The organism is Janthinobacterium sp. PLB04, assembly GCF_021165895.1.
GTDB lineage: Bacteria > Pseudomonadota > Gammaproteobacteria > Burkholderiales > Burkholderiaceae_D > Janthinobacterium > Janthinobacterium lividum.
The window spans coordinates 4,857,094-4,879,547 of record NZ_CP088968.1 but is presented as its reverse complement, the minus strand read 5'-3'; the positions used below and the strand labels follow the sequence as shown (position 1 = coordinate 4,879,547).

Sequence of the window (22,454 nt, the reverse complement as noted above, 5' to 3'; positions counted from 1 at the left end):
GTAGATTGAATGCTGCAGACCGACACTCTCTGACATACATCGAACAAGGAACACCATGAAACTCGCAACCCTGAAAAACGGCAGCCGCGACGGCGCCCTGATCCTCGTCAGCCGCGACCTGCGCCAGTACCAGCGGGTGGCCGCCATCGCGCCCACCCTGCAGGCAGCGCTCGACAACTGGGACGCTGTCGCGCCCAAGCTTGAACTTGCCTACGCCGACCTGAATGCAGGCCAGGCGCCGGACGCCCAGCCCTTTGACGCGGTGCTGTGCCACTCGCCGCTGCCGCGCGCCTACCAGTGGGCAGACGGTTCCGCCTATATCAACCACGTGGAGCTGGTGCGCAAGGCGCGCAACGCGGAAGTGCCGGCTTCGTTCTACACGGACCCGCTGATGTACCAGGGCGGCTCCGACAGCTTTATCGGTCCGCGCGACCCGATCTTCGCCCTGTCCGAAGAGTGGGGCATCGACCTGGAAGCGGAAGTGGCGGTGATTACGGGCGACGTGGCCATGGGCGCCAGCGTGGACGACGCGGCGCAGGCGATCCGCCTGGTGATGCTGGTCAACGACGTCTCGCTGCGCAACCTGATTCCGGGCGAACTGGCCAAGGGTTTCGGTTTCTTCCAGTCGAAGGCGGCCAGCGCGTTTTCTCCCGTCGCCGTCACGCCGGACGAACTGGGCGCGGCTTGGGCGGACAGCAAGCTGCACCTGCCGTTGCTGGTTGACCTGAACGACAAACCGTTCGGCAAGCCGAATGCGGGCGAAGACATGACATTTAACTTTGCCCAGCTGGTGGCGCATGCGGCCAAGACGCGCGAACTGGGCGCCGGCAGCATCATCGGTTCCGGCACCGTGTCGAACAAGCAGGGCAACCTGTTTGGCTCCAGCATCGGGAACGGCGGAGTCGGTTATTGCTGCCTGGCGGAGGTGCGCATGTATGAAACCATCGAACACGGCGCGCCGAAGACGGCGTACCTGAAGTTCGGCGACACGGTGCGCATCGAAATGCGCGACGCGGCCGGCGCCAGCATCTTCGGCAGCATCGAGCAGACCGTGGCCCTGTACGACAGCCGCGCCTGAGGGGAGGGCGTCCCATGAAGCTGTACACCTATTTCCGCAGTTCGGCCGCCTATCGGGTGCGCATCGCCCTCAATTTGAAGGGCATCGCCTACGACAGCATCCCCGTGCATCTGCTGCAGGACGGCGGCCAGCAACTGCTGCCCGCCTACCGCGCCGTCAACCCGTCGGCGCTGGTGCCTGCCCTCGATGACGGTGGCGCCATCCTGACGCAGTCGCTGGCGATGCTCGAGTATCTGGACGAGACGCGTCCAGCCGTGCCGCTGCTGCCGGCCGACGCGCTGGGACGCGCCCGCGTGCGCGCGCTGGCGCTGGCGATCGCCTGCGATGCCCATCCGCTGACGAATCTGCGCGTTCTGAAATACCTGAAAAACACCCTGGGGCTGTCGGACGAGGCCAAGCAGGAGTGGTACCGCCACTGGATGGCCGAGGGCCTGGCGGCCGTGGAAGCGCTGCTGGCGCAGGGCGACCCGGCCGGCACGGGCCTGTTCTGCCATGGCGGCAGCCCGACGATGGCCGACTGCTGCCTGGTGCCGCAGGTATTCAATGCACAGCGTTTCGCCATCGACCTGGCGCCGTACCCGCGCGTGGCGCGCATTCACGCGCATTGCACCGGCTTGCCTGCGTTTGCCGCCGCGCATCCGTCGCAGCAGCCTGACGCGGAATAAGTTTGATCCGCGTCAAGCCGCGAACCGCCCCGGCCAGCATGCAGGCCGGGGCTTTTTTTATGCGTGCTTGATTTTGGGCAGTCAGTACCAGCTTGCCGGTAGGCTACAATTTGCGTTTGCCCAAATACTTCACGCCCCATGACCGCAACAATCGTTCCTGCCAGCATCACCGATGCCCTGTCCCTGGCGCATGCTTCCTGGCGTCCCATCCTCCTGCGCGGCCTGCAGGCCGTGATGGAGGCCGATCCCGCCTACCTGCCGGCGCTGGCCGCCGACGATTACCTTCCGACGCAGGGACGGCTGTTTGCCGCCTTTGCCTTGCCGCTGGCACAGGTGCGCTACGTGCTGGTGGGCGAGGGACCGTATCCGCGCGCCGACAGCGCCACGGGCGTGTGCTTCATGGATGGCGCCGTCGGCAGCCTGTGGTCGGCGACGGGCCTGTCGAAGCCCGTCAACCGCGCCACGTCCCTGCGCAACTTCATGAAGATGCTGCTGGTGGCCGATGGCCAGTTGCAGGGTGGCGACACTTCCGGCGTGGCCATGGCGCCCGTGGCGGCCGCCGCGCAGCTGCCGGGCAGCGGCGTGATCCAGACCTTGCCCGACTTGCAGCGCAAGATGACGGAGCGGGGCTTCTTGCTGCTCAACGCGGCGCTGGTGTTCCGTTCCCACGTGCCGCCCGTGCAGGATGCGCGCGGCTGGCTGCCCTTCCTGCAGGTGGTGCTGGAAGCGCTGGCGCAGCAGGGCGGGGCGGCCACGCCGCAACTGGTGCTGTGGGGCAAGATCGCCGAGCTCATCAAACGCCTGCCGGTGGCCGCATCCTTGCCGCAGGTGACGGCGGAACATCCGTATAATCTGTCCTTTATCGGCAATCGTGACATGCAGGCCTTGTTTGGCCCGATGCAACTATTGCGTGCTTGAGCTTGAATCATCGCCTGTCCGGCGGAAGTGCGGGGAATATGCAAATCAGTAACGTGGAAGAATTGAAGGCGTGGATCGCGGCGGGCGGCGTGCCCGACTATCTGTATTTCTGGGGCCACACGCCGGCGCAGCCGCAGGTGGCCGACAAAAGCTGCTTCAGCCAGTGGTTTCCGTCGCCGTTCAGCCTGGCCGGCGTGACGTATGCGACGGCCGAGCACTACATGATGGCGCAAAAGGCGGCCCTGTTTGGCGACACGGCCGTCCAGGCGCGCATCGTGGCGGCCGAGCGGCCGTCGGAAGTGAAAAAGCTGGGACGCGAAGTGGCGAACTTTGATGCCAAAGTATGGGAAGCGGCACGTGCCGGCATCGTCTTCGATGGCAATTTTGCCAAGTTCTCGCAAAAGGCCGCGCTGCGCAAGTTCTTGCTGGGCACGGGCGAGCGCGTCATCGTCGAAGCCAGTCCCGTCGATCGCATCTGGGGCGTGGGCCTGGCGTCGGACAATCCGCGCATCCTGGACCCCGCCAGCTGGGACGGCTTGAACCTGCTGGGGTTTGAACTGATGAAGGTGCGTGCCGCCTTACGGGGCTGAGAGCTGACGCCAAGCACGTCCGCGATTTCCCGACTGTTGTTTTCCTGAAGCCGCCGCGCCTGGCGCGGCCGGCCATGCCCCTTCCAGCCCTGTGGTCATCGAGGGGCGCTCTGACAAACCCCGCCGAATTTGTTATACTTGACTAAATCATTCAACTACTCGGGGTTTGAGGAGTTGAAAAACCGCAATATTTTAAACCAGTTGACCAGAGGATGTATGCGTCTGACTACAAAAGGCCGTTTTGCCGTGACAGCGATGATCGATCTTGCCCTGCGCCAGGGCAAGGGACCGGTCACCTTGTCCGGCATCAGCCAGCGGCAGTCGATTTCCCTGTCCTACCTGGAACAGCTGTTCGGCAAGCTGCGCCGGCATGAGATCGTCGAGTCGATCCGCGGCCCAGGCGGCGGCTACAGCCTGGCGCGCCGTGCAGACAAGGTGACGGTGGCCGACATCATCATCGCCGTCGACGAACCGCTGGACGCCACGCAGTGCGGCGGCAAGGAACATTGCCACGGCGCCGATGCGGCCACGGGTGCGCGCTGCATGACGCATGAATTGTGGTCCACACTCAACGAAAAAATGGTCGATTATCTGGATTCTGTGTCCTTGCAGGACCTGGTCGACCAGCAGAGACAAAAGATTGCCGAACAAAGCGTGATGGTGATGCACCGTAACCACGCCGCCCTCGGTTGATAATGACAAAAATACCAGTTGCTGATTGCAGGAGTTATTGATGAACGCCCCAGAAAAAAACGTAGGCCAAGTGCACTTTGAAACCGCACCGCATTTCCCGATCTACATGGATTACTCGGCCACCACGCCGATCGATCCACGCGTCGCCGACAAGATGATTCCGTACCTGCGCGAGCAGTTCGGCAATCCGGCATCGCGCAGCCACATGTATGGCTGGACGGCGGAAAAAGCCGTGGAAGAGGCGCGCGGCTACGTGGCGGCCCTGGTGAACGCCGATCCGCGAGAAATCATCTGGACCTCCGGCGCGACGGAAAGCAACAACCTGGCCATCAAGGGCGCGGCACAGTTCTACAAGACCAAGGGCAAGCACATCATCACCGTCAAGACCGAGCACAAATCGGTGCTGGACACGGTGCGCGAACTGGAACGCATCGGCTTTGAAGCGACCTACCTGGAACCGCAGGACAACGGCCTGATCACCGTCGAGCAGCTGGCCGCGGCCGTGCGCCCGGACACCATCCTCGTGTCGGTCATGTTGGTGAATAACGAAATCGGCGTGATCCAGCCGATCGACGAGATCGGCATGTTCTGCCGCTCGAAAGGTATCATCTTCCATTGCGACGCCGCACAGGCGACGGGCAAGGTCGTCATCGATCTGCAAAAGACCAAGGTCGACCTGATGACCTTCACGGCACATAAAACCTACGGCCCGAAAGGCGTGGGCGCCCTGTACGTCTGCCGCAAGCCGCGCGTGCGCCTGGAAGCGCAGATGCACGGTGGCGGCCATGAGCGCGGCCTGCGTTCGGGCACCCTGCCTACGCACCAGATCGTCGGCATGGGCGAAGCGTTCCGCATCGCCAAGGAAGAAATGGACAGCGAAATCGGCCGCATCAAGGCCTTGCGCGACCGCCTGGCCAAGGGCTTGCAAGAGATCGAAGAAGTCTACATCAACGGCGACATGGATCACCGCGTGCCGCACAACCTGAACGTGAGCTTCAACTACGTTGAAGGCGAGTCGCTGATCATGGCGATCAAGGATATTGCCGTGTCGTCCGGTTCGGCCTGCACCTCGGCCAGCCTGGAACCATCGTACGTGCTGCGCGCACTGGGCCGCAGCGACGAACTGGCGCACAGCTCGATCCGCTTCACCATCGGCCGCTTCTCGACCGAGGAAGACATCGACTTTGCCGTGAACCTGCTGAAATCGAAAGTACACAAGCTGCGCGACCTGTCGCCGCTGTGGGACATGTTCAAGGATGGCATCGATATCAATTCCATCCAATGGGCTGCCCACTAACCAACACCCTGGCCCCTGTTGACGGGGCCGGCAAGAATATTTAAGGAGCATCAAAATGGCTTACTCGGACAAAGTACTCGATCACTACGAAAACCCGCGCAACGTGGGCGCTTTCGACAAGGGTGATGAAACCATCGGCACCGGCATGGTAGGCGCGCCTGCCTGCGGCGACGTGATGAAACTGCAGATCAAGGTCGGCGCCGATGGCCTGATCGAAGATGCGAAATTCAAGACCTATGGCTGCGGTTCGGCCATCGCGTCGAGCTCGCTGGTGACCGAATGGGTCAAGGGCAAGACCCTGGACCAGGCGCTGGCCATCAAGAACACGCAGATCGCCGAAGAACTGGCCCTGCCGCCAGTGAAGATCCACTGCTCCATCCTGGCGGAAGACGCCATCAAGGCGGCAGTATTGGACTACCAGACCCGTCACCCGGCAGCAGCTTAAACGTTGGTAGCCCGCCCCAGCCGTAAGGCCGGGGCAGTTACGGAGAAATACATGATCACACTGACCGAAAAAGCGGCGAAACACATCAACCGTTATATCGAACGGCGCGGCAAGGGCATGGGCCTGCGCTTTGGCGTGCGGACCACGGGCTGCTCGGGCCTGGCTTACAAGCTTGAGTATGTCGATGAAGTGGCGGCCGAAGACAGCGTCTTCGAGTCGCACGGCGTGAAAGTCTTCGTCGACCCGAAAAGCCTGCCTTACATCGACGGCACGGAACTCGATTTTGCGCGCGAAGGCTTGAACGAAGGCTTCAAGTTCCACAATCCGAACGAAAAAGACGCCTGCGGCTGCGGCGAGTCCTTCAGGATTTAAACAGCTGGCAAGACCCCGGTCGGTGCGCTGTACCCATCGATTGCGGTACAGCGACCACTGACCATTATGCAAAACCACTTCGAATTATTCCAGTTGCCGGCGCAGTTCTCGCTCGACATGAGCGCGCTCGACTCTGCCTACCGCGACGTGCAGGGCAAGGTCCACCCGGACCGTTTCATCAACGCCAGCAGCGCTGAAAAGCGCGTGGCGATGCAATGGGCCACGCGCGCCAATGAAGCCTATCAAACCCTGAAAAGCCCGCAAAAGCGCGCGCAATACCTGTGCGAACTCAATGGCGTCGACCTGCAGACGGAGTCGAACACGGCCATGCCCGTCAGCTTCCTGATGCAGCAGATGGAATGGCGCGAAGAACTGGGCGACGCCCGCGCCGGCAAGGATGCCGACGCGCTCGACGCCCTGGACCGCCAGCTGCGCGGCGAACGCAAGGCCTTGCTGGCCCAGGTGGCGGCCCAGCTGGACTCGGCCGACTACGCGAATGCCGCGCAAAGCGTGCGCGCCCTGATGTTCCTCGACAAATTCGGCGAGGAAGTGCGTTTTGCCTATGAGGCCATCGAGGCTTGACCAGGCGATCGCTTGACCGGCGTGCCAAGCGCCAGTCTGGCCCGCGACTTATAATGCGCGTCAGGCATCAACTGCATCACGCAAAAAATTAATCGAGGCACGAATACAATGGCACTTCTGCAAATTTCCGAACCAGGCATGTCGACCGCGCCGCACCAGCACCGCCTGGCCGTCGGCATCGACCTTGGCACCACCAATTCCCTGGTCGCTACCGTCCGCAACAGCATTCCCGAGGTGCTCAACGACGAAGACGGGCGCTCCTTGCTGCCCTCCGTCGTGCGCTACCTGCCGAACGGCCACGCGAACATCGGCTACAAGGCCCTGGCCGCGCAAACCACCGACCCGAAGAACACCATCGTTTCCGTGAAACGCTTCATGGGCCGCGGCCTGGCAGACATCGCCTACGCGGAAAACCTGCCCTATGACTTCCAGGATACGCCTGGCATGGTGCAGCTGAAAACCGTGGCCGGCGTGAAAAGCCCCGTCGAAGTGTCGGCGCAAATCCTCGCCACCCTGCGCCAGCGCGCGGAAGACTCGCTCGGCGACGACCTGGTGGGCGCTGTGATCACGGTGCCAGCCTACTTTGACGACGCGCAGCGCCAGGCAACCAAGGATGCGGCGCAGCTGGCCGGCATCAACGTGCTGCGCCTGCTGAGCGAGCCGACGGCCGCCGCCATCGCGTATGGCCTCGACAACGCGTCCGAAGGCGTGTACGCCGTGTATGACCTGGGCGGTGGTACCTTCGACATCTCGATCCTGAAACTGAGCAAGGGCGTCTTCGAAGTGCTGTCCACGGGCGGCGACTCGGCCCTGGGCGGCGACGATTTCGACCGCCGCCTGTTCTGCTGGATCAGCGAGCATGCCAAGCTGGCGCCGCTGTCCGACGAAGACACGGCCATCCTGATGGTCAAGGCGCGCGAGATCAAGGAATTGCTGTCGACCAAGTCGGAAACGACGATCGACGCCAAGCTGAACTCGGGCGAAGAAATCCATCTGCGCATCACGGCCGAAGAATTCGCCGCCATGACTTCGCACCTGGTCGTGAAAACCATGAACGCCATCAAGAAAGCCTTGCGCGACGCGAACGTGGATGCGGACGACGTCGACGGCGTGGTGATGGTGGGCGGCGCCACGCGCATGCCGCACGTGCAGCGCGCCGTGAGCGAATTCTTCCACACGACGCCGCACGCGAATATCGACCCGGACAAAGTGGTGGCGCTGGGCGCCGCCATCCAGGCGAACTTGCTGGCAGGCAACCGCGCCGCCGGCGACGACTGGCTGCTGCTGGACGTGATCCCGCTGTCCTTGGGCATCGAGACCATGGGCGGGCTGGTGGAAAAAATCATCCCGCGCAATTCCACGATCCCGTGCGCCAGAGCCCAGGAATTCACGACATTCAAGGATGGCCAGACGGCGCTGGCCGTGCACGTGCTGCAGGGCGAGCGCGAACTGGTGAGCGATTGCCGTTCCTTGGCGCGCTTCGAGCTGCGCGGCATTCCGCCGATGGTGGCGGGCGCCGCGCGCATCCGCATCACCTATCAGGTCGATGCAGACGGCTTGCTGTCCGTCTCGGCGCGCGAACTGCGCTCGGGCGTGGAAGCGTCGATCAGCGTCAAGCCGGCGTATGGCCTGGGCGACGATGACATCGCCCGCATGCTGCAGGATTCGTACACATCGGCCGACGTCGACATGGTGGCGCGCGCGCTGCGCGAAGAGCAGGTGGAAGCGGAACGCATCCTGCTGGCCACGCAGTCGGCGCTCGATGAAGACGGCGGCTTGCTCGATGACGCCGAACGCGTCACCGTGGATGGCTTGATGCACAAGGTGCGCGATGCCATCGTGCAGTCGCAAAGCGGCGCCATCGACCACCAGGCCTTGAAGCTGGCGATCGAGGCGCTCGCCGACGGCACCGAGGATTTCGCCTCGCGCCGCATGGACCGCAGCGTGCGCACGGCCTTGACGGGCAAAACGCTCGACCAGGTCGTATAAAACTAATTGAACAGCGCGCCGCAGGCACTCGCCGCGGCCGCGCTCCGAATGACAGACTGAAAGAAGACACCATGCCACAAATCGTTATCCTGCCGCACGCCAAGCTTTGCCCGGACGGCGCCGTCATCGAAGCACCTGCCGGCAAGTCCATCTGCGACATCCTGCTGGAAAACGACATCGACATCGAGCACGCCTGCGAAAAATCGTGTGCCTGCACCACCTGCCACGTGCTGGTGCGCGAAGGCATCGAATCCTTGAACGAAGCGACGGAACTGGAAGAGGACATGCTGGACAAGGCCTGGGGCCTGGAAGCCGTGTCGCGCCTGTCGTGCCAATCCATCGTGGCCGAGGCCGACCTCGTCGTCGAAATCCCGAAATACACGATCAACCAGGTCAGCGAAGGCAGCCACTAACATGAAATGGTCCGACATTCACGTGATCGCCGAGGCTTTGTTCGACGCGCATCCGGACATCGATCCCCTGACCGTGCGCTTCACCGACCTGCACAACTGGGTGGTGGAGCTGGACGGCTTCGACGATGACCACACGCGCGGCGGCGAAAAAGTGCTCGAAGCGATACAGATGGCGTGGATCGATGAAGCGCGCTAAGGGCGCGGCAGCCGCCGCCACCGTCGCCGCTGTGCCGAAAGACGTCATCACCGCCGCCAGCAACATGCCCGAAATCAAGGATGGCCAGTCGGTCGCCTTGCTGCAGGAATTGCACATCCTGACGCGCGACGGCAAGATGAACCAGGACAGCCGCCGCAAGTTGAAACAGGTATATCACCTGACGCAATTCATCGAGCCGCTGCTGCGCGAAGTGCAGCTCGACCACCCTGGCGTGTCGCTGGTCGACCACGGCGCCGGCAAGTCCTACCTGGGCTTCATCCTGTATGACCTGTTCTTCAAGAACGGCAACGACGGTTCGCACATCTACGGCATCGAGACGCGCGAAGAACTGGTGCAGCGCTCGCAGGAGCTGGCGAAGAAATTCAAGTTCCCCGGCATGTCGTTCTTGCCGCTGTCCGTGGCCGAATCGACGGAATCGACCTTGCTGCCGCAGCAGATCGACATCGTCACGGCCTTGCACGCGTGCAATACGGCCACCGACGACGCCATCCACTTCGCCTTGAAGAAAAAGGCGAAGTTCATGGTGCTGGTGCCATGTTGCCAGGCGGAAGTCGCTTCCGTGTTGAAGAAGAACAAGGGCAAGAGCCTGGGCAAGAATGTCTTGACGGAATTGTGGCGCCACCCGCTGCACACGCGCGAGTTCGGCAGCCAGATCACCAACGTGCTGCGCTGTCTGCAGCTGGAAGCCCATGGCTACCAGGTCAGCGTGACGGAACTGGTGGGCTGGGAGCATTCGATGAAGAATGAGTTGATCATCGCCAGTTGCAAGAACCTGCCGCGCCAGCGCCCGACGGAACGCTTGCAGGAAGTGCTGCAAACGCTGGGCCTGGAAGAGATGGGGCACCGTTTCTTTGCCGAGGAATTGGCCAAGGCCACGGCCTGATTGTTGGATTACGCGGCAAGCCGCTAATCCAACCTGCCTGATGCGCCACGTAGGTCGGATTAGCGCAGCGTAATCCGACAACCACCTGCGCAATCAACAAGAGGGGAGGAGCGGGTCGGTTACAATACCGGCTTTCTCCTCCTCTTGCTTTTTGCGCCTCCCCATGACCACACCTATTGAAATGCCCACCGTCCGCCTGGCCAAGCGCCTGTCTGAAGACGTGCCCTGTTCGCGCCGCGAGGCCGAGCTGTATATCGAGGGCGGCTGGGTGACGGTCGATGGCGTGCTGGTGGAAGAGTCGGGCGCGCGCGTGGCCGATAATCAGACGGTGGTGCTGCTGCCGAATGCGACCCTGGAAGAAATGCCGCCCGTGACGATCTTGCTGCACAAGCCGGCCGGCATCAATGGCGGCGTGGGCGCGGAAGGCAAGCCAGCCTTGAGCTGTTTGCGTCCTGAAGAAATTTTCACACCGGAAAATGTGGCGCCCAGCTCCGTCACGCGCTTCCTCAAGCGCCACCTGATCGGCCTGACCATCACCAATCCGCTCGAGACCATGGCTTCCGGCCTGCTGGTGTTTACGCAGGATTTCCGCGTCGCCCGCAAGCTGGTCGACGAAGCGAAAACGGTGGAGCAGGAATTCATCGTGGAAGTGTCGGGCGCCATCGCCGAGAATGGCCTGGCGCTGCTCAATCACGGCTTGCCCTTCAATGGCAAGCCTTTGCCGCCGATCAAGGTCAGCTGGCAAAATGAAACGCGCTTGCGCTTTGCCCTGAAAAACGTGCAGCCGGGCCAGATCGCCCACATGTGCAAGATGGTGGGCCTGGACGTCGTCGCCATGAAACGCTTGCGCATCGGCCGCATTTCGATGGGCGCCATGCCGTCAGGTCAGTGGCGCTACCTGCAGGGTTACGAGAGGTTCTAAAGCTGCGGCGCCGTGATGGCGTGGTTTTCCGCAAAGCTTTTCCATAGCCGTTCGGCAATATTCAAGGCGATGGTATTGGCCTTCTCTTGCAGGGCCGCATTGCCCATGCTCTCGGTCGTGGCGAAGAACAGGGTCAGCCAGCGGCGGAACATGCAGGGCGTCAAATTTTCCATTTGCGCGTGCTGGGCCAGCGGCTTGCCGTGGTAGCGCATGGTGCCGCGCAGCAAGCCTGACCAGAAATCGATTAATGTTGCCAGATGGGCATCCCAATCCTTGACCTCGGCAGCAAAGATGGGACCCAGCATGGCGTCGTCGCGCGCGGCCGCATAAAAGGTGTGGACGAGATGCTTGACTTCGTCTTCGCTGCAGACTTCCTCGCGGTAGGGGGCGAAGCGTGTGTGGGGGAGGGGGGCGGTATTATTCATGGCATGCCATGATCGCAGAGCCCCCGTGGCGCTTCAATGACCCAGGTCAAGCCGCGCAAAAACTCAGGCGGCGACTTTCTTCGACTTCTTTGCGGGTGCAGGCAATTGGACGATCTGCGTGCCCACCAGCTTGTCGTGCAGGAATTGCCCATTGCCCGTGAACAGGGCCGTGCTGGACCAGGCCAGGATGCCGATGCCGATGGCACCCAGGGCAGTCCAGTGCTGCAGGTCGAAGGCATACGCCGCCACGAGCGCTGGCAGCAGCCACATCCATGACAGGACGTAACGGTACGCGGCCACGCGCAGCGGCACGTGGGCATGGCCCTGCAGTACCAGTTGCAAACGCCACGTCTTCATGGCCAGGGTTTGCCCTTCGCGGCTCCATTGATGGATGAAATACGCGCCCATGACGAGGAAGGCCAGGCATTGGCGCATGTGTTCCGTCAGCGGCGTATGCGCGCCTTGCACGGCCAGTTCAAACAGCAGGAAGGGGAGGAACAGCACGGCCAGGGCCAGCAGCGACTCGTACACCATGGAAATCAGGCGACGCTTGATCGTGGGATGGGAAGTGATGCTGGCGGCAGGCGTGCTATTTGACATTGGTTGGCAGTGGGGCAGGCGTGGTAGGTGGCGTGACTGGCACGGCGGCAGGATCGCTTGCCGGCACTGCCGGCGCTGCGGGAGCGGGCGGCAGGACGGGCACGGCGGCGGCAGGCGCTGCCGGCGTGGCGGGCGCCATGAGCACGGGCGGCTTGCTCGTGTTGGAATTGATCGCGGGCACTTTGCCCAGCGGTTTCTTCGGCACGAGTTCCGTCGCCAGCTTTTTCTTTTGATCTTCCGGCAATTGCTGGTACTGCTCCCATTGCGCGGTTTTTTGACCCGGATCAATCTTCTTCGTGCGCGTATAGTTTTCGCGCACGAGGCGGCGCTGTTCCGGCGTCAGCTTGATCCATTCGCGCATGCGTTCATGCACGCGGGTCTGCTCGTCCGGCGTCATGGAAGCAAAACGGCTGGCGATATCGAGCCATTTCTGCTTGCGCAAGGCTTCCAGCTTGTTCCATTCGCCCGCCAGCGGCTGCAGGGCTTCCTGCTGCGCGCGCGACAGCTTGTTCCAGGATGGGTTATCGCCGGCCTTCGGCGTGCCGCCCTTGCCTGCCGTGCGGGGGGAGCCGGGCTTGACGGCCGGGGCCGGGGGCGCCACCACCACGGGCGCGGCCGCCACGGGAGGGGCGACGGGAGCGGCATGTTGCTGCGCTCCTACCCAGGCGGCGCCGGCGAGGGCGCAGGCACCCAGGCCGATGCCGCCAGCCAGCCAGCCTTTGCGTACGCTCGAGCGTGCCATGTTTATTGCTCGCGTTTCGTCAGGTAGGCGTTGAAGCCATGGTCCATGTAGGCGGAGAGCGGCAGTTCGTCCGACAGCACGGCGGCGTCGATTTCTGCCAGTTCGGCAATATGTTGTTCCTGCTCAAACTGATAGATGCCCACCAGGCCGCCGACCAGCAGCAGCAGGGGGATGATGACGCTCATGCGGCCCAGCCACGACAGCGGTTCGACAAACAGGCCGCTGGCCGCGCCGGCGAACACATTCTGGCGCACGGTGACGGCGGCGGGCGCGTCCGCCTTCTTGCGCGACAGGGCCAGTTTGCGTGCCGCTGCCAGGCGATCGGTGGCCGATGCGGGCAGGTCGTCGAGTTTTTCGTTCAGTGCATGGCGCACTTTGTAAGCGAAATTGAGATCGTCGGTGTTCATAATTTAATTCCCTTGGCTTTCAGCGATTCGGCGAGCGTGTGGGTAGCTCTAGAGCAATGTGTTTTCACGCTACCTTCGGAGCAACCCATCGCTTCCGCTGTTTCAGCCACATCCATGTCCTGCCAATAACGCATGAGGAAGGCTTCGCGTTGACGTGAGGGCAGTTTTTGTACCTCTGCATCAATCAAATCAAGGATTTGCGCGCGTTCGACCTGGTCGGCCGAGGATTCGGCGGCGCTGGAGCCCTGTTCCGATTCATAAGTATCAAGTATATCAAAATCCTCATGCTCGTCGCCCGAGGGCTTCATGCCGGAGAAGAGGCTGACCCAGGTGTTGCGCACTTTTTCGCGACGGAAATAGTCGAGTATGGTGTTTTGCAAGATGCGCTGGAACAACATCGGCAGCTCGGCGGCCGGCTTGTCGCCGTACTTTTCGGCCAGCTTGATCATGGCGTCCTGCACGATGTCGAGTGCCGATTCTTCCTTGCGGACCGCGTAGGCGGCCTGCTTGAAAGCGCGCCGCTCGACATTTTCTAGAAAGTCGGATAATTCTTTGTCTGTTGCCATGCGGTATGGGGCGAGCTAACGGCTGCGTGTGCTGTGGGCGGAGAGGAGGCGGGACTGCTTTTCGTAAACTGAGCGCATGCTAGCAAAAAATGTGCGTTTCCGCATGGTTTTTGCATATCGGGTGAGCAAAAAGGCAGCAGCGCTGACATTTTCCTTGACCATAATGGTGCAACGCGATAACGTATGGGACGCTTTGAACACCCCAAAGCCCTATGGTCAGGTCGCGACCGGCACACAAGGCCATCCGCGGCAAGACGCGCTTTCATTTGTAGGCAGTTTGTTCTAACCCGCGCCACAAGCGCGAGCGGTTCGTACAGGCGCCACAGAAACTCCGGCCAAACGAGTTGCGTTAAGCGTTGTTTTGTAAGGTATCTATGGGTGCCCAAAGAAATGTCGTGACCGCATGAAAAGGGAAGCAGGAGCACTGTCGCGCACGGCGAACTTCGTCAGGAAAGAACATCCGATCAATCTCCAATGGACCTTGAAAGGAATGTTTCATGAATACCGAAGCAGCAGCAGGACCAATTACCGGCGCAGAAATTGTCGTGCGCTGTCTGGCTGAAGAGGGCGTCGAGCACGTCTTTGGATACCCGGGCGGAGCCGTACTCTACATCTACGACGCCATCTTCCAGCAAAACAAATTCCAGCATATCCTGGTACGCCACGAGCAGGCCGCGATCCACGCCGCCGATGCCTATTCGCGCAGCTCGAACAAGGTCGGTGTCGCCATCGTCACGTCCGGTCCGGGCGTCACGAATGCCGTCACGGGCCTGTCCACCGCGTACATGGACTCGATTCCCATGGTCGTGATCTCCGGCCAGGTGCCGAGCCACGCCATCGGACAGGATGCGTTCCAGGAATGCGACACGGTCGGCATCACCCGCCCCGTGGTCAAGCACAACTTCCTCGTCAAGGACGTCAAGGACCTGGCAGCGACGATCAAGAAAGCTTTCTTCATCGCCCGTACCGGCCGTCCGGGACCCGTGCTGGTCGATATCCCCAAGGATATCAGCATGCACAAATGCCATTTCGACTATCCGAAGGAAGTCGAAATGCGTTCCTACCGTCCTGTCGACAAGGGCCACTCGGGCCAGATCCGCAAGGCCGTGCAGCTGCTGCTGCAAGCCGAACGCCCGATGATCTACACGGGCGGCGGCGTGATCCTGGCAAATGCCTCGGCCGAGCTGAACAAGCTGGTCGACCGCCTGGGTTTCCCTTGCACCAACACCTTGATGGGCCTGGGCGGCTACCGCGCCTCGAGCGAGCAGTATGTCGGCATGCCCGGCATGCACGGCACCTATGAAGCGAACATGGCGATGCAGAACTGCGACGTCCTGATCGCCATCGGCGCCCGTTTCGATGACCGCGTGATCGGCAACCCGAAACATTTCGCTTCGCATCCGCGCAAGATCATCCACGTGGACATCGATCCATCGTCGATTTCCAAGCGCGTGAAGGTCGACATTCCCATCGTCGGCAACGTCAAGGATGTGCTGATCGAATTCCTGGCGCAACTGGACGCGGCCGAAGCCAAGCCGAACGTCAATGCATTGAGCAACTGGTGGAAGCAGATCGCCGAATGGCGTGGCCGCGAATGCCTGAAATACCCGACCTCCGACCTGGTCATCAAGCCGCAAGCGGTGGTGGAAAAGGTATTCCAGATCACCAAGGGCGACGCCTTCATCACGTCCGACGTGGGCCAGCACCAGATGTGGGCTGCGCAATATTATGGCTTCGACAAGCCGCGCCGCTGGATCAATTCCGGCGGCCTGGGCACCATGGGTGTCGGCTTGCCGTATGCCATGGGCGTGCAGATGGCCAATCCGGACGCCACCGTTGCCTGCATCACGGGAGAAGGTTCGATCCAGATGTGCATCCAAGAATTGGCGACGTGCAAGCAGTATCATTTGACGCCGAAGATCATCATGCTCAACAACCGTTTCCTCGGCATGGTGCGCCAGTGGCAGGAAATCGATTACGGTTCGCGCTATTCCGAGTCGTACATGGATTCGCTGCCCGACTTCGAGAAGCTGGCTGAAGCCTACGGACACGTGGGCATGAGAATTGAAAAACCGGGCGACGTCGACGGCGCCCTGAAAGAGGCGTTTGGCATGAAAGACAGACTGGTATTCATGAACTTCATTACCGACCAGTCCGAAAACGTGTGGCCCATGGTGAAAGCCGGCAAAGGCCTGTCCGAAATGATGCTCGGCTCGGAGGACCTCTAATCATGCGCCATATTATTTCTGTCTTGCTGGAAAACGAAGCGGGCGCCCTGTCGCGCGTGGTGGGCCTGTTCTCGGCACGCGGCTACAACATCGAAACATTGACGGTGGCGCCGACGGAAGACTCGACCCTGTCGCGCATGACCATCGTCACCAGCGGCTCGGACGACATCATCGAGCAGATCACCAAGCACCTGAACCGCCTGATCGAAGTGGTGAAGGTGGTGGACCTGACCGAAGGCCAGCATATCGAACGCGAGTTGATGCTGATCAAGGTTCGTGCCGTGGGCAAGGAGCGCGAGGAAATGAAGCGCACCGCCGATATCTTCCGTGGCCGCATCATCGATGTCACCGAAAAGACGTACACGATCGAACTGACCGGCAACAAGGTCAAGCTCGACGCGTTCATCGATTCGATCGACCGCGCCGCCATCCTGGAAACCGTCCGCACGGGTGGTTCCGGTATCGGCCGCGGCGAACGCATCCTCAAAGTATAAAAGACAAGCAGCACTACGCGGCCCTGGCGCCGCATTTAAAACAACAACGCATCATCAAATTATAGGAAATACCATGAAAGTTTTTTACGACAAAGACGCTGACCTCTCCTTGATCAAAGGCAAAAACGTTGCCATCATCGGCTACGGTTCGCAAGGCCATGCACACGCACAAAACTTGAACGATTCGGGCGTCAACGTCACCGTCGGCCTGCGCAAGGGCGGCGCTTCGTGGACCAAGGTCGAGCAAGCGGGCCTGAAAGTAGCGGAAGTCAACGACGCTGTGAAAGCAGCCGACGTCATCATGATCCTGTTGCCGGATGAAAACATCGCCCAGGTCTACAACGAGAACATCGCCCCGTTCGCCAAGCAAGGCGCCGTCCTGGCCTTCGCCCACGGCTTCAACGTGCATTACGGCCAAGTCGTGCCACGCGCCGACCTGGACGTGATCATGGTCGCGCCGAAAGCCCCGGGCCACACCGTGCGCGCCACCTACACCCAGGGCGGCGGCGTGCCCCACCTGATCGCCGTGTACCAGGACAAATCGGGCATCGCCCGCGATATCGCCCTGTCGTACGCCTCCGCCAACGGCGGCGGCCGTGCCGGCATCATCGAAACGAACTTCCGCGAAGAAACTGAAACGGACTTGTTCGGCGAACAAGCCGTGCTGTGCGGCGGCGCCGTGGAACTGATCAAGGCTGGCTTCGAAACCCTGACGGAAGCCGGTTACGCGCCTGAAATGGCCTACTTCGAGTGCTTGCACGAACTGAAGCTGATCGTCGACCTGATCTATGAAGGCGGCATCGCCAACATGAATTACTCGATCTCGAACAACGCCGAATACGGCGAATACGTGACCGGTCCTAAGGTCGTGACCTCGGCCACCAAAGATGCGATGCGTCAATGCCTGAAAGACATTCAAACGGGCGAATACGCGAAGAGCTTCATCCTGGAAAACAAGGCGGGCGCACCGACCCTGATCTCGCGCCGCCGCCTGACGTCCGAGCACCAGATCGAAGAAGTGGGCGCGAAACTGCGCGCCATGATGCCTTGGATCGCCAAGAACAAGATGGTTGACCAGTCGAAGAACTAAGCAGTCATAGTTCCTCACAAGAAGCCGGCGCAAGCCGGCTTTTTTTTGTGCGCAGGCGCTTGGCAGGCAACATCCGTTACAATCAGGCCCATTCAACAATACCGTCAGCCTCATGCTTGTTTTTTCTAAAGTTTTTGTCGGGAATCTTCATGTGCTCAAGCGCCCCGTCGCGGTTGCCGTCAGCTGCTGGTTTCTGGTCATCGGCTCGCTGTCAGCGCTGGCGTCGGCTTTCCTCGGCCGCCACGATCCCGCCATGCTGGCCGCAATGGGGGACGGCGTGATTCCCGCCGAGGTGCAATACGCGATTTTGCTCTTCAGCCAGGGCATTACCCTGGTGGCGGCGCTGGCCATGCTGCAACGGCAGCGTGGCGCGCGCACGGTGTATCTGGTGTGGGGCGTGATCGACATTGCGCTCTGCCTGGCGACCTTGCCGGTCAAGATGGACGTCTTGCCTGGCGCGCTGACGTTCGCCGTCATCTGCGCCTTCCTGTACAGTCCGAAATCGAATGCCTGGTTTTCGCCGCGCAAGGCGGCCAATGATGCCTGCATGACACCAGCTTGAGCACTGCCGGTTCAAGCACGGCTGTCTTGGTGCGCACGCTTTTCGCCCGCCTCCTATATAATTCCGCCCTTCCTTTGCAGTTTCCTATGGACTGCATCTGTTTCGGTATCTGCCGACCGCAACGCGCATCACCGCTTTTGTAGCACGCCAGGCGCTAATTGATCAGCCGCTTGCGCAACCTGAAGGACCCCTATGACTGACCGCATTACCGCCACAGTACCCATGCCGGGCGCTGCTGAATCCTCCGTTTCCGAACGGCTTCCCGTCCTGGCCTTGCTGGCCCTGGCCATGACGGCGTTTCTCGCCCTCCTGTCGGAAACCTTGCCGGCCGGCTTGCTGCCGCAGATTGCCCGGGACCTGAATATTTCCGAAGTCATGACGGGCCAATTGGTGACCGTGTACGCCATCGGCTCGATCCTGACGGCGATTCCCCTGACGGCCATGACGAGCGGCTGGCGCCGGCGCAATGTCTTGCTGCTGGCCATCATCGGCTTTTTGATCTTCAATACGGCGACGGCCCTGTCGCCCAACTATATGGTCGCCCTGGCCTCGCGCTTCGTCACCGGCATGGCCGCCGGGCTGGCCTGGGGTTTGATGGCCGGCTACGCGCGCCGCATGGTCAGCGTCGAACAGCAGGGCAGGGCGATGGCCATTGCCATGATCGGCACGCCGCTGGCCCTGTCGCTGGGCGTACCGCTAGGCACCCTGATGGGTGGCGTGCTGGGCTGGCGCAGCATCTTCGGCATCATGTCCGGCATGGCCGTGGTGCTGGTCGCGTGGGTGTTGCTGGCCGTACCCGATTATCCGGGGCAAAAGAATGGCGAACGCCTGTCGATCCGTCAGGTGTTCATGACGCCGGGCGTGCGGCCGATCTTGGCCGTCATCGTCGCCTGGATGCTGGCGCATAACATTCTGTATACCTACATCGCGCCGTTCCTGGCGCCGTCCGGCTTGCGCCCCCGCGTCGACCTGGTGCTGCTCGTGTATGGCGTGGGCTCGCTGGCCGGCATCTGGCTGGTCAGTCAGCTGATCGACCGCTGGCTGCGCCCGCTCGTGCTTGGCTGCATCGCCGCGTTTGCCCTCGTGATGGTGGCGCTGGGCCTGGCGATGGACTCCCCGATCGTCATCTATGTCAGCATGGCCATCTGGGGCATCACCTTTGGCGGCGCCGGCACCTTGCTGCAGACGGCGTCGGCGGACGCGGCTGGCGACGGCATGGATGTGGCGCAGGCCATGGTGGCGACCATCTGGAACGTGGCCATCGCGGGCGGCGGCCTGGCGGGCGGCATGCTGCTCGACGGTTATGGCGCGGCGTCGTTCCCGTGGGCCATGCTGGCCTTGCTGATGGTGGCACTGACCATCGCCTGGCGCGCGCACCGGCATAGTTTCAAGCCAGGCCGGCGCAGCGGCGGTGCGGTGCACGGTCACTAAGAACACTGTTATTTTGAATGTCGCTGTGTTGAAATGTGAGCAGATGTGACTGGCAAGCACATTTTGTGACGATTTGTTAATTTGCGCCACAGGAATGAATGAGGCGTTAGAATCTACACAGTTTGACAAGTTTCTCAGGCGAAAGGGATGGCAAAAGCGTCCCCTTCGCTGGCTGTCAGCCATATTAACTACCTAGGAGTACCCCCATGACCGTGATGAAATCCGTCCTTGTTGCCGCCGCCGCCACCGTTGCCCTGAGCGCACAAGCCCAATCCCTGCCGACCAACGGCACCCTGGTGGTCGTACCCGCGTTTGGCGAAGTCAAGCATGTCAATGACCAGGTGGTCGCTACCCTGGCCGTCGAAGAACAGGACAAGGACAAGGCTGCCGCCGCGTCGAGAGTCAACCAGAAGATGAACAAGGGTATCGCCATCGTCAAGCAGGCCGATCCGTCGGCAGCATTGAAATCGTACGGTTACTACACCTATCCCGTGTATCCGGAAGAGCGTCCATTGCCGGCTGGCGCCGTGGCCAAGCCGCGCCTGCCAACGGCCTGGCGCGTGGGCCAGTACCTGGAAGTGACGACGGCCAACTTGGCGTCCCTGCCAAAAACCGTGTCGGCGGCGCAAGGCGTGCTGACCTTGAACGGCTTGAATTTCGGCCTGAAGCCGGAAACCATCCGCCTGCTGGATGACCAGCGCATCGCCGCCACGTATAAAAACCTGAACGAGCGCGTGGCCGCCATCGCCAAGGCCATGGGCCGCAACGTTTCCGACGCCGTGCTCGATACGGTGGACTTCGAAGGTTCGGGCAACTATGTCACCGAAAACCGTGCTGCCGCCGCGCCGATGATGATGCGCAGCGCCAAGATGGCTGAAGACAGCACCGTTGCCGAACCGAGCTTCGAGCCGGGCGAAACGACGCTCGACATGCGCGTCGTCGGCAAGGTCAAGTTCAAGTAAGCTCAAGTAAGCTGAGTCGCGCGGAAATGCTTCCGCGTTAGCATGTTGTAAAGATCATGGGGCTGCTGGCCCCATGGTCGTTTTTGCCCCATTATTTCCAGGAGAACACTATGACCGTCATGAAAGCTATGCTGGCAGCCGCCGCCGCTACCGTTGCCCTGAGCGCACAAGCCCAGGCCCTGCCCACCTCCGGCACACTCGTGGTGGTGCCCGCCAACGGCGAAGTGGTGCATGCGAACGACCAGGTGACCGTCACCCTGGCCATCGAAGAGCAGGACAAGGACAAGGCTGCTGCCGCCTCGCGCGTGAACCAGAAGATGAACCAGGGCGCGGCCATCGTCAAGAAAGCCGACCCGCAAGCCGTGCTGAAGACCCAGGGCTACTACACGTATGCCGTGTATCCGGAAACGGCGCCCCTGCCGCCGGGCGTCGCCGCCAAGCCGCGCGTGCCGACCGGCTGGCGAGTGGGCCAGTATCTGCAGGTGACGACGACCAACCTGGCCGCCTTGCCGAAAACCGTGTCCGCAGCGCAAGGCGTGCTGACCCTGAACCGCCTGAATTTCGGCCTGGCGCCGGCCACCATCCGCAAGCTCGATGACCAGCGCATCGCGGCCGCGTACAAGAACTTGAACGAGCGCGTGGCCGCCATCGCCGGCGCCATGGGTCGCAATGTCAATGATGCCGTGATCGATACCATCGATTTCGAAGGTTCGGGCAATTACGCGCAGCGCGTCAGCGTGGCCGGCGCGCGCAACATGAGCGCCGATGCCATGGGCTATGGCGGCAACCAGGTGGCCGAACCGAGCTTCGAAGCGGGCGAAACGACCCTGAACATGGGCCTGGTGGCGAAGATTAAGTTCAAATAGGATAGTATCGGCGTCAATATTGCCAGCTTGACGCCGCCGCGCTTTTCTTTGGCGGTGGCTCCTCTATAATGGCAACATCGGCAGGCGCATGCCGCAAGACGAATGCGCCTGCCATCTGGCACCGAATCCCCGCAGTACACAAGATATGGAACAACATGGCAAACTTCCCCCGTCGTAGAGGCAAGAACGGCACCCCCGCAGTATCCAAAGCGTCCCGCTTCAGCAAATTCGTGCGCCAGCCGGTGAGCGATGGCACTGGCAAGAAAACCTTGCGCCGCCGCGGCATCTATCTGTTGCCGAATGCCTTCACGACGGCAGCCCTGTTTTGCGGCTTCTACGCCATCGTCATGGCCATGAACCAGAAATTCGAACACGCGGCCTGGGCCATCTTCATCGCCATGATCCTCGACGGCCTCGACGGCCGCATCGCCCGCCTGACGAATACGCAGAGCGAATTCGGCGCCCAGTACGACAGCCTGTCCGACATGGTGTCGTTCGGCGCCGCGCCGGCGTTGGTGATCTATGAATGGTCGCTGCGCGGCATGGGCAAGCTGGGCTGGCTGGCCGCCTTCGTGTATTGCGCCGGCGCCGCCTTGCGCCTGGCACGCTTCAACACGAATATCGCCGTGGTCGACAAGCGCTTCTTCCAGGGCTTGCCCAGCCCGGCGGCGGCGGCCATGGTGGCCGGTTTCATCCTGCTCATGAACGACCTGGAATTTGCCGGCAACCAGCTGGCATGGGTCTCGTGGACGATCGCCCTGTTCTCCGGCCTGACTATGGTCACCAACGTGCCGTTCTACAGCTTCAAGGATGTGAATTTCCGCAAGTCCGTGCCCTTTATCGTTGTATTCCTGCTGGCATTGTTCTTTGCGCTCATTTCCATCGATCCGCCGAAAGTGCTGTTCCCGATCTTCGTCGCCTATGGTCTGTCCGGCTACGCCGTGTTTTTCTGGCGCATGGCGAAGGGCAAGCCCGTCAGCATCATCCAGACCGACCCCGAGCATTGATGCGCTGAGT

At 61.5% G+C, this 22,454-nt stretch carries 27 protein-coding genes; 22 read left to right on the top strand and 5 right to left on the bottom strand.

Annotated elements, in window-relative coordinates:
• The first annotated feature begins 55 nt into the window (after nucleotides 1-55).
• From LSO07_RS21555 to LSO07_RS21490, 14 genes are all read left to right on the top strand, one after another.
• Nucleotides 56-1,078, top strand: a complete 1,023-nt coding sequence (locus tag LSO07_RS21555) for a fumarylacetoacetate hydrolase family protein (RefSeq protein ID WP_151096527.1) — start codon at nucleotides 56-58, stop codon at nucleotides 1,076-1,078.
• A gap of 14 nt (nucleotides 1,079-1,092) precedes the next feature.
• Nucleotides 1,093-1,743 (top strand): maleylacetoacetate isomerase, encoded by a 651-nt coding sequence (maiA, locus tag LSO07_RS21550; RefSeq protein ID WP_034779572.1) that lies wholly within the window; start codon nucleotides 1,093-1,095, stop codon nucleotides 1,741-1,743.
• Between the two features lie 138 nt (nucleotides 1,744-1,881).
• Entirely contained in the window at nucleotides 1,882-2,661 is a 780-nt protein-coding gene (locus tag LSO07_RS21545) for a uracil-DNA glycosylase (protein WP_151096526.1), read from the top strand.
• A gap of 38 nt (nucleotides 2,662-2,699) precedes the next feature.
• Nucleotides 2,700-3,251, top strand: coding sequence for an NADAR family protein (locus LSO07_RS21540; protein ID WP_070255680.1), 552 nt, complete (start codon nucleotides 2,700-2,702; stop codon nucleotides 3,249-3,251).
• Nucleotides 3,252-3,467: 216 nt separating this feature from the next.
• Nucleotides 3,468-3,944, top strand: coding sequence for a Fe-S cluster assembly transcriptional regulator IscR (iscR, locus tag LSO07_RS21535; RefSeq protein ID WP_034779566.1), 477 nt, complete (start codon nucleotides 3,468-3,470; stop codon nucleotides 3,942-3,944).
• Nucleotides 3,945-3,984: 40 nt separating this feature from the next.
• Nucleotides 3,985-5,241, top strand: a complete 1,257-nt coding sequence (locus LSO07_RS21530) for an IscS subfamily cysteine desulfurase (RefSeq protein ID WP_151096525.1) — start codon at nucleotides 3,985-3,987, stop codon at nucleotides 5,239-5,241.
• Nucleotides 5,242-5,296: 55 nt separating this feature from the next.
• Nucleotides 5,297-5,686 (top strand): Fe-S cluster assembly scaffold IscU, encoded by a 390-nt coding sequence (gene iscU, locus LSO07_RS21525; protein WP_034779562.1) that lies wholly within the window; start codon nucleotides 5,297-5,299, stop codon nucleotides 5,684-5,686.
• Between the two features lie 51 nt (nucleotides 5,687-5,737).
• Nucleotides 5,738-6,058 carry an iron-sulfur cluster assembly protein IscA gene (iscA, locus tag LSO07_RS21520; RefSeq protein ID WP_010399774.1) on the top strand — a complete coding sequence of 107 codons (321 nt, stop codon included), beginning with the start codon at nucleotides 5,738-5,740 and terminating at the stop codon, nucleotides 6,056-6,058.
• A 66-nt stretch (nucleotides 6,059-6,124) separates the two neighbouring features.
• Complete coding sequence (gene hscB, locus LSO07_RS21515) at nucleotides 6,125-6,640, top strand: Fe-S protein assembly co-chaperone HscB (RefSeq protein WP_151096524.1); 516 nt, start codon at nucleotides 6,125-6,127, stop codon at nucleotides 6,638-6,640.
• Between the two features lie 108 nt (nucleotides 6,641-6,748).
• Nucleotides 6,749-8,629: a Fe-S protein assembly chaperone HscA gene (gene hscA / locus LSO07_RS21510; protein ID WP_151096523.1), complete on the top strand. Its 1,881-nt coding sequence runs from the start codon at nucleotides 6,749-6,751 to the stop codon at nucleotides 8,627-8,629.
• A gap of 71 nt (nucleotides 8,630-8,700) precedes the next feature.
• A complete protein-coding gene (fdx, locus tag LSO07_RS21505) occupies nucleotides 8,701-9,042 on the top strand; it encodes an ISC system 2Fe-2S type ferredoxin (RefSeq protein WP_034750070.1) in 342 nt (113 codons plus the stop codon).
• A gap of 1 nt (nucleotide 9,043) precedes the next feature.
• Complete coding sequence (gene iscX, locus LSO07_RS21500) at nucleotides 9,044-9,238, top strand: Fe-S cluster assembly protein IscX (protein ID WP_070255671.1); 195 nt, start codon at nucleotides 9,044-9,046, stop codon at nucleotides 9,236-9,238.
• The gene (locus tag LSO07_RS21495) at nucleotides 9,225-10,142 is read left to right on the top strand and encodes a class I SAM-dependent methyltransferase (protein WP_151096522.1); all 918 of its coding nucleotides are present in this window, start codon (nucleotides 9,225-9,227) and stop codon (nucleotides 10,140-10,142) included. The genes iscX and LSO07_RS21495 overlap by 14 nt, the downstream gene beginning before the upstream one ends.
• 163 nt (nucleotides 10,143-10,305) lie before the next feature.
• Complete coding sequence (locus LSO07_RS21490; RefSeq protein ID WP_034779556.1) at nucleotides 10,306-11,064, top strand: rRNA pseudouridine synthase; 759 nt, start codon at nucleotides 10,306-10,308, stop codon at nucleotides 11,062-11,064.
• Here the strand turns inward: LSO07_RS21490 and LSO07_RS21485 are convergent.
• From LSO07_RS21485 to LSO07_RS21465, 5 genes are all read right to left on the bottom strand, one after another.
• Nucleotides 11,061-11,489 carry a group III truncated hemoglobin gene (locus LSO07_RS21485; protein WP_151096521.1) on the bottom strand — a complete coding sequence of 143 codons (429 nt, stop codon included), beginning with the start codon at nucleotides 11,487-11,489 and terminating at the stop codon, nucleotides 11,061-11,063. The genes LSO07_RS21490 and LSO07_RS21485 overlap by 4 nt on opposite strands.
• 63 nt (nucleotides 11,490-11,552) lie before the next feature.
• Entirely contained in the window at nucleotides 11,553-12,089 is a 537-nt protein-coding gene (locus LSO07_RS21480) for an RDD family protein (protein ID WP_151096520.1), read from the bottom strand.
• Nucleotides 12,079-12,831 (bottom strand): DUF3106 domain-containing protein, encoded by a 753-nt coding sequence (locus LSO07_RS21475; RefSeq protein WP_151096519.1) that lies wholly within the window; start codon nucleotides 12,829-12,831, stop codon nucleotides 12,079-12,081. The genes LSO07_RS21480 and LSO07_RS21475 overlap by 11 nt, the downstream gene beginning before the upstream one ends.
• A 2-nt stretch (nucleotides 12,832-12,833) precedes the next feature.
• Complete coding sequence (locus LSO07_RS21470) at nucleotides 12,834-13,238, bottom strand: DUF3619 family protein (RefSeq protein WP_151096518.1); 405 nt, start codon at nucleotides 13,236-13,238, stop codon at nucleotides 12,834-12,836.
• A complete protein-coding gene (locus LSO07_RS21465; RefSeq protein WP_034779551.1) occupies nucleotides 13,235-13,804 on the bottom strand; it encodes an RNA polymerase sigma factor in 570 nt (189 codons plus the stop codon). The genes LSO07_RS21470 and LSO07_RS21465 overlap by 4 nt, the downstream gene beginning before the upstream one ends.
• A 497-nt stretch (nucleotides 13,805-14,301) precedes the next feature.
• On the opposite strand from LSO07_RS21465, the gene LSO07_RS21460 reads away from it, so the two are divergent.
• From LSO07_RS21460 to pssA, 8 genes are all read left to right on the top strand, one after another.
• A complete protein-coding gene (locus LSO07_RS21460) occupies nucleotides 14,302-16,032 on the top strand; it encodes an acetolactate synthase 3 catalytic subunit (protein WP_052139969.1) in 1,731 nt (576 codons plus the stop codon).
• A gap of 2 nt (nucleotides 16,033-16,034) precedes the next feature.
• On the top strand, nucleotides 16,035-16,526 hold the full coding sequence (ilvN, locus tag LSO07_RS21455; protein ID WP_010399754.1) for an acetolactate synthase small subunit: 492 nt from the start codon (nucleotides 16,035-16,037) through the stop codon (nucleotides 16,524-16,526).
• Nucleotides 16,527-16,599: 73 nt separating this feature from the next.
• On the top strand, nucleotides 16,600-17,616 hold the full coding sequence (gene ilvC / locus LSO07_RS21450; RefSeq protein WP_034750044.1) for a ketol-acid reductoisomerase: 1,017 nt from the start codon (nucleotides 16,600-16,602) through the stop codon (nucleotides 17,614-17,616).
• A 151-nt stretch (nucleotides 17,617-17,767) separates the two neighbouring features.
• Complete coding sequence (locus LSO07_RS21445) at nucleotides 17,768-18,178, top strand: hypothetical protein (protein WP_151096517.1); 411 nt, start codon at nucleotides 17,768-17,770, stop codon at nucleotides 18,176-18,178.
• Between the two features lie 192 nt (nucleotides 18,179-18,370).
• The gene (locus LSO07_RS21440) at nucleotides 18,371-19,609 is read left to right on the top strand and encodes an MFS transporter (RefSeq protein ID WP_151096516.1); all 1,239 of its coding nucleotides are present in this window, start codon (nucleotides 18,371-18,373) and stop codon (nucleotides 19,607-19,609) included.
• A gap of 206 nt (nucleotides 19,610-19,815) precedes the next feature.
• Complete coding sequence (locus LSO07_RS21435) at nucleotides 19,816-20,571, top strand: SIMPL domain-containing protein (protein WP_034779548.1); 756 nt, start codon at nucleotides 19,816-19,818, stop codon at nucleotides 20,569-20,571.
• A gap of 110 nt (nucleotides 20,572-20,681) precedes the next feature.
• Complete coding sequence (locus LSO07_RS21430) at nucleotides 20,682-21,437, top strand: SIMPL domain-containing protein (RefSeq protein ID WP_099394254.1); 756 nt, start codon at nucleotides 20,682-20,684, stop codon at nucleotides 21,435-21,437.
• Nucleotides 21,438-21,592: 155 nt separating this feature from the next.
• Complete coding sequence (pssA, locus tag LSO07_RS21425) at nucleotides 21,593-22,444, top strand: CDP-diacylglycerol--serine O-phosphatidyltransferase (RefSeq protein WP_070255639.1); 852 nt, start codon at nucleotides 21,593-21,595, stop codon at nucleotides 22,442-22,444.
• Nucleotides 22,445-22,454: the final 10 nt, after the last annotated feature.

Coding starts and splice junctions, on each gene's coding strand:
- LSO07_RS21475 (WP_151096519.1), bottom strand. CDS start 12,831: ATGGCACGCTCGAGCGTACGCAAAGGCTGGCTGGCTGGCGGCATCGGC.
- LSO07_RS21470 (WP_151096518.1), bottom strand. CDS start 13,238: ATGAACACCGACGATCTCAATTTCGCTTACAAAGTGCGCCATGCACTG.
- LSO07_RS21465 (WP_034779551.1), bottom strand. CDS start 13,804: ATGGCAACAGACAAAGAATTATCCGACTTTCTAGAAAATGTCGAGCGG.
- ilvN (WP_010399754.1), top strand. CDS start 16,035: ATGCGCCATATTATTTCTGTCTTGCTGGAAAACGAAGCGGGCGCCCTG.
- LSO07_RS21545 (WP_151096526.1), top strand. CDS start 1,882: ATGACCGCAACAATCGTTCCTGCCAGCATCACCGATGCCCTGTCCCTG.
- LSO07_RS21485 (WP_151096521.1), bottom strand. CDS start 11,489: ATGAATAATACCGCCCCCCTCCCCCACACACGCTTCGCCCCCTACCGC.
- LSO07_RS21495 (WP_151096522.1), top strand. CDS start 9,225: ATGAAGCGCGCTAAGGGCGCGGCAGCCGCCGCCACCGTCGCCGCTGTG.
- LSO07_RS21555 (WP_151096527.1), top strand. CDS start 56: ATGAAACTCGCAACCCTGAAAAACGGCAGCCGCGACGGCGCCCTGATC.
- iscR (WP_034779566.1), top strand. CDS start 3,468: ATGCGTCTGACTACAAAAGGCCGTTTTGCCGTGACAGCGATGATCGAT.
- LSO07_RS21490 (WP_034779556.1), top strand. CDS start 10,306: ATGACCACACCTATTGAAATGCCCACCGTCCGCCTGGCCAAGCGCCTG.
- iscA (WP_010399774.1), top strand. CDS start 5,738: ATGATCACACTGACCGAAAAAGCGGCGAAACACATCAACCGTTATATC.
- LSO07_RS21530 (WP_151096525.1), top strand. CDS start 3,985: ATGAACGCCCCAGAAAAAAACGTAGGCCAAGTGCACTTTGAAACCGCA.
- pssA (WP_070255639.1), top strand. CDS start 21,593: ATGGCAAACTTCCCCCGTCGTAGAGGCAAGAACGGCACCCCCGCAGTA.
- LSO07_RS21480 (WP_151096520.1), bottom strand. CDS start 12,089: ATGTCAAATAGCACGCCTGCCGCCAGCATCACTTCCCATCCCACGATC.
- iscX (WP_070255671.1), top strand. CDS start 9,044: ATGAAATGGTCCGACATTCACGTGATCGCCGAGGCTTTGTTCGACGCG.
- iscU (WP_034779562.1), top strand. CDS start 5,297: ATGGCTTACTCGGACAAAGTACTCGATCACTACGAAAACCCGCGCAAC.
- LSO07_RS21460 (WP_052139969.1), top strand. CDS start 14,302: ATGAATACCGAAGCAGCAGCAGGACCAATTACCGGCGCAGAAATTGTC.
- LSO07_RS21435 (WP_034779548.1), top strand. CDS start 19,816: ATGACCGTGATGAAATCCGTCCTTGTTGCCGCCGCCGCCACCGTTGCC.
- ilvC (WP_034750044.1), top strand. CDS start 16,600: ATGAAAGTTTTTTACGACAAAGACGCTGACCTCTCCTTGATCAAAGGC.
- hscA (WP_151096523.1), top strand. CDS start 6,749: ATGGCACTTCTGCAAATTTCCGAACCAGGCATGTCGACCGCGCCGCAC.
- hscB (WP_151096524.1), top strand. CDS start 6,125: ATGCAAAACCACTTCGAATTATTCCAGTTGCCGGCGCAGTTCTCGCTC.
- maiA (WP_034779572.1), top strand. CDS start 1,093: ATGAAGCTGTACACCTATTTCCGCAGTTCGGCCGCCTATCGGGTGCGC.
- LSO07_RS21430 (WP_099394254.1), top strand. CDS start 20,682: ATGACCGTCATGAAAGCTATGCTGGCAGCCGCCGCCGCTACCGTTGCC.
- LSO07_RS21440 (WP_151096516.1), top strand. CDS start 18,371: ATGACTGACCGCATTACCGCCACAGTACCCATGCCGGGCGCTGCTGAA.
- LSO07_RS21540 (WP_070255680.1), top strand. CDS start 2,700: ATGCAAATCAGTAACGTGGAAGAATTGAAGGCGTGGATCGCGGCGGGC.
- fdx (WP_034750070.1), top strand. CDS start 8,701: ATGCCACAAATCGTTATCCTGCCGCACGCCAAGCTTTGCCCGGACGGC.